Genomic DNA, 12,063 nt, shown 5'->3' with positions numbered 1-12,063 from the left:
CCGGCACGGGACGTGCCGGGCATGACGACCGTCACGGCCGCCCCGCGGGCGATCGGCGCCGGGCTCACCAGGTGAGGTCGTAGGGGTCGGACGGCTTCGTGCTCGGGGGCACGTCCATCTTCTGCAGGGTGTAGCCCATGAGGTCGCTGAACACCGGCGCGGCGACCACGCCGCCGTAGATCGACGACTGCGGGCTGCGCAGGAAGACGGACACCGTGTAGCGCGGGTCCTCCGCCGGGGCGACGCCGATGAACGACGCCATGTAGGTGGTCCCGCCGCCGGGCAGCCACATCTGGGCGGTGCCCGTCTTGCCGGCGACGCGGTAGCCGGGCACCCGCGCGTTGGCCGCGGTGCCCTCCTCCCCCGTGACGGACTCCATCATGCGCATCAGGGAGGTCGACGTCTTCTCCGAGATCACGCGGGTCTTCTGGGGGGCCGCCGCGGGCGTGAACGTGCCGTCCGGCGCCGTGGTCCCGGCGTAGATGCTGGGCTCGACCCGGACGCCGCCGTTCGCGACCGTGGAGAAGACCTGCGTGGCCTGCATCGCGTTGACGGCCACGCCCTGGCCGAACAGGATCGTGTACGGCGTGCGGGCGTCGTGCGCGAAGCTCTGCTTGCTCGGCAGGATGCCGGCGGACTCCCCCGGCAGACCCAGCCCCGTCTGCTCCCCGAACCCGAACTTGCGCAGGTAGTCGTACCGGACCTGCTCGGGGATCTTCTCGCCGATCTGCACCGTGCCCGTGTTCGACGAGTGCGCCAGGACGCCCGCGAGCGTGAGCTGCTGCACGGGGTGCTCGTGCGAGTCCTTGAACGTCTCGCCGTTCGGGGCGGTGTAGCGGTACGGCACCGTGAACTGGCTGTCGGGCTTCCAGTAGCCGCCCTCCAGCGCGGCGGCCATCGTGATGACCTTGCCCGTCGACCCGGGCTCGAACACGTCCTTCACGGCGCGCGAGCCGTTGGCCACCGCCGACGTCGACCGGTCGTTCGGGTCCACGTCCCCCGAGTCCGCCACCGCCAGCACGGTGCCGTTGCGCACGTCCTGCACCACGGCGATGCCGTACTTCGCGCCCGACGACGACACGGCGTCGTCGATGAGCTCCTCGGCCTTCCACTGCACGTCGGAGTCGATGGTGAGACGGACGTCGCTCCCCGGGACCGCCGGGGTGGAGTCCTGCTCGGAGTTCGGGATCTGGACGCCGTCGCGGCCGCGCTCGTAGGTGACCTTGCCGTCCGTGCCCGCGAGCACGTCGTCGTAGGCGCGCTCGAGCCCGCCCTGGCCCACCTGGTCGCGGTCGACGTAGCCCACCAGCGTGCCGGCGACGACCCCTGCCGGGTACGTGCGGCGCGACGTGAGGTCGGTGCGGATGTAGGCCTGCAGCTGCAGCTTGGTGACGGCCCGCTGCATCTCCGGGACCGCGTCCCGCTTGAGGATCACGTACCGGTCGTTGCCGTTCAGCTTCGCGGCGAGCTCGGCCGGCTGGGCGTCGAGGACGGGAGCGAGGAGCTGGGCGATCCCCAGCGCGCCGTCCTGGACCGCCTTCCCCGTCTCCGTGTCCGCGCGCTGCCCGCCGCGGAAGCCCTGGATCGCCTTGGTGTCGGCCGAGATCGTGTAGCGGTCCACCGAGGTCGCGAGCACGCGGCCGTTCGCGTCGACGATGTCCCCGCGGTGCGCGATCTCGACCGACTGCGTGGTCCGTTCCTTCTGCGCCTTCGCCGCCAGGGCCGGGCCCTGGAAGATCTGCACCTGGACGAGCCGCCCGACGAACACGGTCAGGACGAGCGCCGCCAGGACCATGATCCACCGCTGCCGGCGGCTCGGGTCGCCCGGGCCGCCCCGGGTCCCGGAGCCCGGACGCGGGCGCGGCGGGGTCCCGGAGCCACGGGCGGGGGAACGCCCGCCTGCCGGTCGGACGGCGCTCGAGCCCGTGCGCCGCGCGGTCGTCGGCCGGCCGCCGGCGCCCCGCGACGTCCCGGACGCGCCCCGCGGCGTCGCCGGGTTCGCGTTGCGGCCCGCGGACCGCGCGGAGGTGCCGGACGAGGTGCGGGAGGAGCTCACTCCTCGAGTCTGCGGGGCGGCCGCCCGCCCCGGGCGACCCGAGGCCGGGCGTGTCGCACGCCCGGCCGTCGATCCCTGCCCCGATCCACGACCCGCGCCGCGCGACGACGAGGACGAGGACGTGCGCCGCTCGCTCACCGGGACCCGGCGGTGCCGCCCGCCTTCGCGCCACCCTCGCCGATGCCGACGGTGGCGCGCTTCTCGATGCTGATCATCGTCGGGTCCTGCGCCGGGACCATGCCGAGGTCGGTCGCCCGCTTCGCGAGGGACGCCTCCGCCGCCCGCAGGTCCTCCTGCTTGCCCTGCACGTCCTGGGCGACCTGGCCGACCTGGGCCTGCAGCCGCGCCGCCTCGTAGGACCCGCGCGCCATCGTGGTGTTCAGGAGCAGGGCCGCGAGCAGCGCCCCGGCCAGGATGAGCGCGCACAGCACGAGGAAGGGCACGCCCGACGTCGCCTGGAGCGGGGCCCGGACCGCGTCGAGCCGGCGCCCCCGGTCGGCCGCACCGCCCGGCAGCGAGGTCAGCGGCGCGCGGCGGGGTGCCGCGGCGGGACGGGTCCCGGGGGTGGCGGGGGCACGCAGGGCGCTCATCGGCGGTCCTCCTTGGTGGTGCGCGTCGTGGTCGGACGCGTGGTCGTGCGCAGGTGGTCGGGGGTGGGGCGGACGCGGCGCGCGGCGCGCAGGCGCACCGAGGCAGCGCGCGGGTTGCGCTCCAGCTCCGCCTCGTCGGCCTCCTCGGCGCCCCGGGTGAGGGCCTCGAGGTACGGCTTGTGCGTCTCCGGCTCGACGGGCAGGCCCGGCGGGGCGCTCGACGTCGTCCCCCGCGCCAGGGCCCGCTTCACGATGCGGTCCTCCAGGGACTGGTAGGCCTCGACGACGATCCGCCCGCCGACGGCCAGGGCCTCGATCGCGGCCGGGACGGCACGCTCGAGCACCTCGAGCTCGCCGTTCACCTCGATCCGCAGGGCCTGGAACGTCCGCTTCGACGGGTTGCCGCCCGTCCGCCGTGCGGCGGCCGGGATGGACGCGCGCACCAGGTCGGCGAGCTCGCCCGTCCGCTCCCAGGGGCGCTCCTCGCGGCGCCGCACGATCGACCGGGCGATGCGCGGCGCGAACCGCTCCTCGCCGTACTCCCGCAGCAGCCGCGCGATGGCGCGCTCGTCGTAGGTGTTGAGGACGTCGGCGGCCGTCACGCCGCGCGTCTGGTCCATCCGCATGTCGAGCGGGGCGTCCTGCGCGTACGCGAAGCCGCGGTCGGCCTCGTCCAGCTGGAGCGAGGACACCCCGAGGTCCATGAGGACGCCTTGCACGCCGTCGAGCCCGAGGTCCGCGACGACGTCGCCGATCTCGTCGTAGACCGCGTGCACGGGCGTGAACCGCTCGCCGAACCGGCCCAGCCGCTCCCCCGCGAGCCGCAGCGCCTGCGTGTCGCGGTCGATGCCCACGACCCGGGCCGTGGGGACCTGCTCCAGCACGGCCTCGGTGTGCCCGCCCATGCCCAGCGTGCAGTCGACCAGCACGCTGCCCGGCTCGGCGAGCGCGGGCGCGAGGAGGTCCACGCACCGCTGGAGCAGCACGGGCAGGTGGCGGTCGCCCGTCGGCCGCGCGTCGTCCGGTGTCGTCATCGGTGGCCCCCTCTCGTCGATCGTCGTTCGTCTGCCTGTGGTGCTCGGGCCCCGCCCGGCCAGGTCTCCCTCCGCGCCGTTCTGGCGCCGGGGAAGTGCGCCAGACCCTTGCGGGAGGAGGCCTCGTCGTGCGGGGCCCGGTGACGCCCCGTGGAGGGCGCCGGTGCTGCTGTGCGGTTGTGGTCGGTCAGAACTGCAGGTCGGGGAAGATCTGCTCGGACGTCTCGGAGTACGACGACTCCTGCTCGGCCAGGTAGGTCTCCCAGGTGCTCCGGTCCCAGATCTCCACGCGGGTCCCGGCGCCGATCACGGCGACGTCCCGGTCGAGACCGGCGTACGCGCGCAGGGCGGCCGGGATGACGACCCGCCCCTGCTTGTCCGGCAGCTCGTCGCTCGCACCCGACAGGAACACGCGGAGATAGTCGCGCGCCTGCCGGCTGGTCACGGGAGCCTGCCGCACCTGCTCGTACATGCGGCCGAACTCGTCCATGGGGAGGAGGAAGAGGCAGCGCTCCTGCCCCCTCGTCATGACGAGGCCGGGAGCGAGTCGGGCCCGGAACTTCGCGGGGAGGATCAGGCGGCCCTTCTCGTCGAGCTTGGGGGTGTAGGTGCCAAGCAGCAGCCCGGCTCCCGGAAACGTGTCCTCCAGACCTGCCACGGCTCGCACCTCCCCTCGCGCTCCCGCATCCTCCACGCTACTCCACTTTGCTCCACCGGGCGCGGCAAAGGACGGGCAGTTCTCCCCATCTCACCCGCTCCCCTCACAGTCCGCACACATCGCCCCAGGTCAGGGCTCCGGAGCGTGGTGGAGGGCCCGGTGGAGGGCGGTGGAGGAACCGCGCCGCCGCCGGCGCCGCACACGCTGACAGGGGCGGGGTGATGCGGCTCCCGCGCCCCTCCGTGGCCGCCACGGCGGTCGCGGGGCGGGTCGTGGAGGAACGTGGAGCGGGTGAACCGAGTGATCGTGATCACGGTGGGCCGCGATTCCACTAGGCTGCGAGGACCGTCACGAGCACGTGAACCGGAGGTCACCCGTGCACCCAGAACCCGTCTCCCCCACGCTCGCCGGCGCACGCACGGAGACGGAGGGCACCGCGGCTCGGGGCCTCCGCGCGGAAGGGGCCGACCCGGTCGCCCTGGCACGCGACCTCGACGCGCTCGTCGCCGCCACCACGCGGGTGCGGGAGGCGGTCGACTCCGTCGTCTCGGGTCGCCCCGGCCTCGCCGAGATCACCGTCGCCGTCCTCCTCGCCGAGGGTCACCTGTTGATCGAGGACGTCCCCGGAGTCGGCAAGACGACCCTCGCCAAGGCGCTGGCCCGGAGCATCGACTGCCGCGTCGGGCGCATCCAGTTCACCCCCGACCTGCTGCCGAGCGACCTCACGGGCGTCAACATCTTCCGGACGGCCACCCACGACTTCGAGTTCCGGCCCGGCCCGGTGTTCAACAACGTCGTCATCGGCGACGAGATCAACCGCGCCTCGCCGAAGACACAGTCGGCGCTCCTGGAGTGCATGGAGGAGGGCCAGACGACGATCGACGGCACCACGCACGTGCTGCCGCGACCGTTCCTCGTCGTCGCCACCCAGAACCCCGTGGAGATGGAGGGCACGTACCCGCTGCCCGAGGCGCAGCGCGACCGCTTCATGGCCCGTCTCACGGTCGGCTACCCCGACACGGACGCCGAGATGCAGATGCTCGACCGGCAGGAGTCCGCCGACCCGCTCGCGCACCTGTCTCCCGTCACGACGGGGGACGACATGGTGCGGTACGCCGAGGTCGTGCGCGCCGTGTACGCCTCAGCGCCCGTGAAGCAGTACGTCCTCGACCTGGTCGGCGCGACGCGCGGCCACGAGGGCCTGCGCCTGGGCGCGTCCCCGCGCGCCTCGCTGCAGCTCCTGCGCGCGGCGAAGGCCGTCGCCGCCATGGCGGGCCGCGAGCACGTGCTCCCCGATGACGTCCAGGGCCTGGCGGTCCCCGTCCTCGCGCACCGGCTCATCCTCAGCACCGAGTCCCGGCTCGGCGGCGTGACGCCCGAGCACGTCGTCGAGGAGATCGTCCGGCGCACGGACGTGCCCGGCGGCCGCGCGGTGTCCGCGCTCCCGCCCGCCGGGTCGTACGCACGCCCCTCGCGCGGCCGGTAGGGCACCGACCATGACCGGCGACGACGCCGCCGTCCGGCCCAACCCGGGCCGTGCCGAGGCCGGCGCGACCGGCCCGACCTCCCCGGGGACCGCCCCGCGGGACGATGCGCACCCCGCGATGCGCCGCCTCACCCGGGTCCGCCCGACCCGCCGCGGCACGGCCCTGCTGGTCGCGGGCCTCGTGCTCGCGGCCCTCGGGGCGTTCCTCGAGCTGCCCGACGTCGTGGGACTCGGCGCGGCCGCCGTGCTGGCGGTCCTGCTCGCGTGGGCGCTCATGGGCACGCAACGGCTCGACGCCGGCCGCGGGGCCCTCGTCGTCACCCGCGAGCTCACGCCGAACCCGGTGGTGCGCGACCAGATCGCGTCCGTCCGCCTCGTCGTGGGCGCCCGGGCCCGCACCGGCGCCGCCTACGAGCGGCTCGCGCGGCTCAAGCTCTCCGAGCAGGCGGCGCACGAGCTCGCGGGGCCGCACGGCATCCGCGCCCGCGTGACGGCGCACCCGGACCGCATCGCCGTCTCCTACGCGCTCACCCCCTCGCGGCGCGGGCGCTGGCCGCTCGGCCCGCTGCTCACCACGAGGACCGACGCCTTCGGGCTCGTCCGCACGACCCAGCCCCTCGGCGTCGCCACGAAGGTGGCCGTCTGGCCGCGCACCGTCGAGCTGCCCACGCGGACCCGCGTCCTCGGCGAGGTCGACCGCGCCGCCACCGGCGCACGGTTCGCCTCGACCGACGACTCCGTGCTCCGCGAGTACGTCCCCGGCGACGACCCCCGTCGCGTGCACTGGGCCGGCTCGGCCCGGCAGGGCCGGCTCATGGTCCGCGCGGACGAGAGCGCCGGCGTGCGGCCGGTGACGGTGCTCCTGGACCGGTCCCTCCTCCCGCCGCCCGTCGACCCCCGCACCGGCGTCTGGCCGTCCTCGCGCGGCGTCCGCACGCACGCGGAGGGCGAGCTGGCCGTGGAGCTCGCGGCCTCGATCGCCGTGTCCTTCCTCGAGGCGGGGCACCCCGCCCGCCTGGTGCCCACGGGCACCGGTCCCGCGCCCGTGCCGTTCGCGGCCGGCGCCCGTACCGGCCGCGCGACGATCCTCGACTCGACCGTCGACCTGCACGGGCATCGTGGCGCGGCCGACGCCGAGCGCGCCGTCCTGGAGACCGTCCGGGCCCTCCGTGCCAACCGGTCGCAGGACGAGGTGCTCGTGGCGGTGCTCGGGTCGCAGCCGGGGGCGGCCCTGCGGGAGATCGCCGAGCTCGGCGTCGAGGGCACCTGCTGGGCGCTCGTCGTCGCCGCCCCCGAGGCGCGCACGCGCGACGCCGCCGCGCCGACGGGCGCCGAGACCGTCGTGGGCGACCTGCGGGCCGCGGGCTGGCGGGTCGCGACCTGCCCGCCCGGGACGCCGCCCGACCGCGCCTGGGCGCTGCTCGCCGAGGGGATCGCATGATCCCCGCCCACGCGGGCCCGACCGCCCGCACCATCGCCTCCGGGGTGCTCGTCGCCGTCGCCGTCGCGGCGTCGATGCTCGCGCTCACCAGCATCGTGGTGCCCGGCGGCTGGACGCGCGCCGGGCTGGTGGGCATCGTCCTCGTCAGCGCGACGACGGTCACGACGCGGGTGGTCCTCGAGCGGCGCGCCCGCGCCCGGGGCCGCCGCGCCCGCGAGACGGGGTCCGCGTGGCCCAGCCTCCTCGGCAGCGTCGTCGCCGCGTGGTTCGTGCTGGCCCGCTTCGGCGGGCCCACGGCCGACCCGACGTTCTTCGTCACTCCCGAGCACGTCGCGCGCGTGGTGGCCAGGCTGGGCGAGGCCGGCGAGATCGCGCGCACGGAGGTCGCCCCCGTCGCCGGCAGCGTGCCGATCGGCCTGCTCGCGGTGGGCGGCACCCTCGTGGTGCTCCTGCTCGCGGACGCGATCGCGGGGGCGCTGCGGCGGCCCGCCGCGGTGGGCCTGCCGCTCCTCGCCCTCTGGGCGCCTCCCCTCGTCCTCACCGGACGGGTCCCGTGGGGCGTGTTCGTGGTGACCGTCACCGCCCTCCTGCTGCTCCTCACCCTCGACGGGCCGCTCGCGGCGCGCACGCGGCGGCAGGAACGCACCCCCGCCCCGGTGCGGCGCGCGGAGCGCTCCCGCGCCGTGGCCACGACGGCGGCCGCCGCCGTCCTCGCCATCGTCGCGGGCCTCGTCGGCAGCGCGTCGGCCGCCCTGCCCGGCGGGCCCGCCGGCTGGTACCGCGCCTTCACGACCACGGGCGACACGATCCGGCTCTCCGAGGACCTCGACATCCTGCGCAGCCTCACCGAGCGCTCGAGCTCCGTGGTCCTCACCTACGACACCGGGTCCGACGCGGACGTCGGCCCCCTGCGCAGCTACACCGCCACCGCCTTCGACGGGCGCCGCTGGCAGCGCGGGGAGGAGCGCGCCGGCCGCGACTTCACCGCCGACGACGTCCTGTGGCCGGACGACCCGCCGTCGGGGAAGGGCCCCGTCCGCTCGGTGGCCCTCGACGTCGGCGAGCTGCGGGACGACAAGCTCCCCCTCTCCATCGACCCCCGCGCGGTCGACGCCCAGGACGCGGGCGGGAGCTGGGGCTACGACCCGGTCCGCGACGAGGTCGTGGGCGGCCTCACCGGCGCCGGCGACTCCTACACGCTCACCGTGCACGAGCGCGAGCTGACCCCCGACCGGCTGCGGGAGGCCCCGCCCGCCGACCTCGACCCGATCTACACGCAGGTGCCGGAGACGGCGCACGCGGCGGACGTGGAGCAGGCGGCGCGCGAGGTGGTCGACGACGCCGACACGGTGTACGACCAGGCGGTGGCCCTGCAGCGCTGGCTGCGCGACCCGACCCGGTTCACCTACTCGACGACGATCCCGCGCGGCGGCACCGGCGACCCGGTCTGGGACTTCCTGCAGAACCGCACGGGGTACTGCATCCAGTTCGCCACGACGATGGTGGTCATGGCGCGGTCCCTCGGGATCCCCGCGCGCATCGCCGTGGGCTACCTGCCCGGCGACCGCACCGGCGACACCACCTGGGAGATCACCGGCCAGGACTCCCACGCCTGGCCCGAGGTCTACTTCCCCGGCAGCGGGTGGGTACGGTTCGAGCCCACCCCGGCGCAGCAGACCGGCTCCGCGCCGTCGTACACGACACCGCGCGTGCAGGGGCAGCCCGCGCCGGCGCCGACGTCCAACGACCTCCGCGACCACCGGCCCACGTCGGACGCCACCGCCACGGACGACGCGACGCCCACGGCCTCGACCGCGGTGACCGCCACGCCGATCGTCGACACCGGGCTCCCCGCCTGGGTGTGGATCACGGCCGGCTCCCTCATCGTCCTGCTCGCCGGCGGGCTGGTGTTCCTCCTGGCACGACGCCGACGCGCCTCGCAGGACCTGGACCCCGAGCTCGCCTGGCAGCAGGTGCTCGCCGCCCTCGCGTCCGAGGGCGTGCGCCTCCCGCCGGACACGACGCTCCGCCGCGCGCCCGAGGCGATCGCCTCCGCGGTGACCGCCAGGTCCGGCCGGGCCCTGCCACCCGAGGTGCTCGAGGACCTGACGACGCTCGCCGGAGCGGCCGAGTCGAGCCGGTACGCGCGCGAGCCCGACGCCCCCGAGCAGGACGAGCTGGAACGGCTCACCGACACCGTGACCGCAGGGCTCGGCGAGACGCTCGGCGCACGCTGACCCGGCGAAGCCGGTCAGGTCCCTCCAGCCCGACGGCACCCGTCCGGACCGACCTCGTCGGGACTCCGGCCTCCGGGTCCCCGGCCCGGGGATGCACGTGCCAGGACACGCGAGAGCCCGGCCGGTCGGTGGACCGGTCGGGCTCTCGCGGTGTTCAGGTGGTGCGCGGTGCCGGACGCCGGCGCGGCGCCCCGGAGCCGGGCCTCAGCGACCCTGGTCGCGACGTCGCTCCCAACGCTCCTCGAGCCGGGACAGGAAGCCCTCCTTCTTCGCCGCGGGGGCGGGGCGGGGGGCCGTCTGACCGGCGCGCGCCCGGTCGGGATTGGTCGACGGGTCGACGGTGCCATCGGGGCGGACGACGCCTGTGGGGCCGGACTTCGACCGGCGGGGCGCAGCGAACGCGTACGCGACTCCGGCGAACATGAGGACGAAGCCGGCGACGCCGACCCAGGCCTCCGACCGCGCGGCACCGAGCACGAGAAGCAACAGCCCCGCGACGACTCCTACGCCGGCCAGGACATACCGCAGGGGCGACCGGCGGCGCGCCTGCTGCAGGGTGTTGGCCAGACGGGGGTCGTCGCTGCTCAGCGCGCGCTCCATCTGCTCCAGCACTCGCTGCTCGTACTCGGACAGTGGCATCGAGTCCCCCCGGGTCTCGCGGTGGAACGGTAACGCCCTCAGGATATGCCCGCGCTGCCCGGCGCGGTAGTCGACGAGGGTGAACCTCGGCGGCGACCCGAGGCGGCACCGAGCGTGATCGCCGAGCTCCCGAACCGCTCCCGCACCGCGTCGAGGGCCAGCTCGGCCTCCCGCCGCGCCTCCTGGCGCGGATCCACGGCCTCGTCGAGGGTCACCTGCTCCGCCAGACCGGACCTGACCTGCAGGTTCTCTCCGCGCACGCCGATCAGCCGTACGGGCAGCCCGCGCAGGTCCGCGGCATGCAGGAGCTCCCGCGCGACGAGGTAGATCTCCCGCGCGACGTCGGTGGCCCCGGCGAGCGTGCGCGACCGGGTCAGCGTGCGGAAGTCGCTGGTGCGCACCTTGACCGCGACGGTGCGCGCCACGACGCCCTGGTGACGCATCCTGGCCGCGACACGGTCCGCGAGGAGCAGCATCCGCTGCTCCACCTCGCCCAGGTCCCACAGGTCGCGCTCGAACGTGGTCTCCGCCCCCACGCTGCGCTCCTCGTGCCCCGGGACGACGGGCCGCGGGTCCCGCCCCCAGGCCAGATCGTGCAGGTGCGCACCGGCCACGGACCCGATCGCCGCCTGCAGGGTGGGCACGTCGGTGTCGGCGAGCTCCGCGACCGTGGTGATGCCCCACCGGGCGAGCGCCGCCTCCGTCTTCTCCCCCACGCCCCACAGCGCGCCCACCGGCAGGGTGCGCAGGAAGGACACCGTGGCGTCCGCCGGCACCAGCATCATCCCGTCGGGCTTGGCGTGGGTCGAGGCGAGCTTCGCGACGAACTTGTTCTGCGCGACGCCGACCGAGCACGTGATCCCGTGCTCCGCGCGGACCTGCTCGCGCAGCCGCGCCGCGATCCGCGTCGGCGGCCCGAGCCGACGGCGCGCCCCGCTCACGTCGAGGAAGGCCTCGTCGACGGAGATCCGCTCCACGATCGGTGTGATCGTGGACAACAGCTCCATCACCGACTCGGACACGTCGTGGTACAGCCGGTGGTCCGGGGGCACGACGACCGCCTGCGGGCACAGCCGCAGCCCTGCCGCCATGGACATCGCCGACCGGACCCCGAACGCCCGGGCCTCGTAGGTCGCCGCGAGGACCACGCCCCGTTCCCGGCCGCCGACGATCACGGGCCGCCCGCGCAGCTCCGGCCGGCGCACGAGCTCGCAGGACGCGAAGAACGCGTCCATGTCGACGTGGAGCACGGACGTGCCCGACTCGTCCGAGCCCCAGTCGCGGAACGCCTCCGCGGACCGCGGGCCTCTGCTCACGACGCCGCCGGCGCGACCGCGAGCGGCCGGGCGAACCCGGCGCGGGGGTCGACCAGCAGGCCGACCTCGTCGCGGAAGTCCTCCGCGCACGCGACCAGCTCCGCGGCACGACGGGCGTCGACCTCGGGCTCGAGCCCCGCCTCGACGGCCGCCCGCACCCGTGCCCCCGAGGCGAAGTACCCGGACCAGGCGGCGAGGTCCGGCTCCACGAGCGCCAGCATGTCCCAGACCGACCGCGCCCGGGATCGCGACGAGGGGCGGCCCCGCAGCGCGACGACCGCGGCCGCCGCGCGCAGAGCGGCGAGGTGCGCGTGCACGAACCGGTCCGCCGGGTCGGTCGCCGTCGACGCCTCGGCGAGCTCGGCGTCCGAGCGGTCCAGCAGCCTCGTCACCTCGGGGCTCGGGGGCAGCACGCCCACGCCGGCCGGGCCACGACCGCCCGTCGCCCTGGCAGATCCCGTGCGAGCCGACATCCTGCACCTCCCGTGCTCCGCGGCCTTCCCCGCGTCCGACCAGTGTCGAACACCTGTTCGATTCCTGTCAACCGCCGGACCCGAGGTCCGGCGCCGGCCGCCGAACGGGGAGACTGGGCCCATGTCCCGCACC

The 12,063-nt window shown here is 75.6% G+C and carries 10 protein-coding genes; 3 read left to right on the top strand and 7 right to left on the bottom strand.

Going from position 1 to position 12,063, the window contains the following annotated elements; translation table 11 throughout:
- Positions 1 to 64: 64 nt before the first annotated feature.
- From ACFU9A_RS10965 to mraZ, 4 genes are all read right to left on the bottom strand, one after another.
- Entirely contained in the window at positions 65 to 2,056 is a 1,992-nt protein-coding gene (locus tag ACFU9A_RS10965) for a peptidoglycan D,D-transpeptidase FtsI family protein (protein WP_430575246.1), read from the bottom strand.
- 134 nt (positions 2,057 to 2,190) lie between these two features.
- On the bottom strand, positions 2,191 to 2,646 hold the full coding sequence (locus ACFU9A_RS10960; RefSeq protein WP_430575245.1) for a hypothetical protein: 456 nt from the start codon (positions 2,644 to 2,646) through the stop codon (positions 2,191 to 2,193).
- A complete protein-coding gene (rsmH, locus tag ACFU9A_RS10955; protein ID WP_430575244.1) occupies positions 2,643 to 3,680 on the bottom strand; it encodes a 16S rRNA (cytosine(1402)-N(4))-methyltransferase RsmH in 1,038 nt (345 codons plus the stop codon). Before rsmH ends, ACFU9A_RS10960 begins: the two co-directional genes overlap by 4 nt.
- Positions 3,681 to 3,867: 187 nt before the next feature.
- Positions 3,868 to 4,302 carry a division/cell wall cluster transcriptional repressor MraZ gene (mraZ, locus tag ACFU9A_RS10950; RefSeq protein ID WP_430575380.1) on the bottom strand — a complete coding sequence of 145 codons (435 nt, stop codon included), beginning with the start codon at positions 4,300 to 4,302 and terminating at the stop codon, positions 3,868 to 3,870.
- A gap of 412 nt (positions 4,303 to 4,714) precedes the next feature.
- On the opposite strand from mraZ, the gene ACFU9A_RS10945 reads away from it, so the two are divergent.
- The 3 genes from ACFU9A_RS10945 to ACFU9A_RS10935 are packed head-to-tail and all read left to right on the top strand — an operon-like array spanning position 4,715 to position 9,502.
- On the top strand, positions 4,715 to 5,824 hold the full coding sequence (locus ACFU9A_RS10945; RefSeq protein ID WP_430575243.1) for an AAA family ATPase: 1,110 nt from the start codon (positions 4,715 to 4,717) through the stop codon (positions 5,822 to 5,824).
- 10 nt (positions 5,825 to 5,834) lie between these two features.
- Positions 5,835 to 7,265 carry a DUF58 domain-containing protein gene (locus ACFU9A_RS10940; RefSeq protein ID WP_430575242.1) on the top strand — a complete coding sequence of 477 codons (1,431 nt, stop codon included), beginning with the start codon at positions 5,835 to 5,837 and terminating at the stop codon, positions 7,263 to 7,265.
- A complete protein-coding gene (locus ACFU9A_RS10935) occupies positions 7,262 to 9,502 on the top strand; it encodes a transglutaminaseTgpA domain-containing protein (RefSeq protein ID WP_430575241.1) in 2,241 nt (746 codons plus the stop codon). Before ACFU9A_RS10940 ends, ACFU9A_RS10935 begins: the two co-directional genes overlap by 4 nt.
- A gap of 204 nt (positions 9,503 to 9,706) precedes the next feature.
- On the opposite strand, the gene ACFU9A_RS10930 is transcribed toward ACFU9A_RS10935, so the two are convergent.
- The 3 genes from ACFU9A_RS10930 to ACFU9A_RS10920 are packed head-to-tail and all read right to left on the bottom strand — an operon-like array spanning position 9,707 to position 11,849.
- On the bottom strand, positions 9,707 to 10,141 hold the full coding sequence (locus ACFU9A_RS10930; protein WP_430575240.1) for a DUF3040 domain-containing protein: 435 nt from the start codon (positions 10,139 to 10,141) through the stop codon (positions 9,707 to 9,709).
- A 38-nt stretch (positions 10,142 to 10,179) separates the two neighbouring features.
- Positions 10,180 to 11,457 carry a DNA polymerase IV gene (locus tag ACFU9A_RS10925; RefSeq protein WP_430575239.1) on the bottom strand — a complete coding sequence of 426 codons (1,278 nt, stop codon included), beginning with the start codon at positions 11,455 to 11,457 and terminating at the stop codon, positions 10,180 to 10,182.
- Positions 11,454 to 11,849, bottom strand: a complete 396-nt coding sequence (locus ACFU9A_RS10920; RefSeq protein ID WP_430575238.1) for an SAV_6107 family HEPN domain-containing protein — start codon at positions 11,847 to 11,849, stop codon at positions 11,454 to 11,456. Before ACFU9A_RS10920 ends, ACFU9A_RS10925 begins: the two co-directional genes overlap by 4 nt.
- Positions 11,850 to 12,063: the final 214 nt, after the last annotated feature.

The sequence above is a fragment of the Isoptericola sp. NPDC057653 genome, assembly GCF_042799955.1.
Taxonomy (GTDB): domain Bacteria; phylum Actinomycetota; class Actinomycetes; order Actinomycetales; family Cellulomonadaceae; genus Isoptericola.
This window is presented reverse-complemented; position numbering and strand designations above follow the sequence as displayed.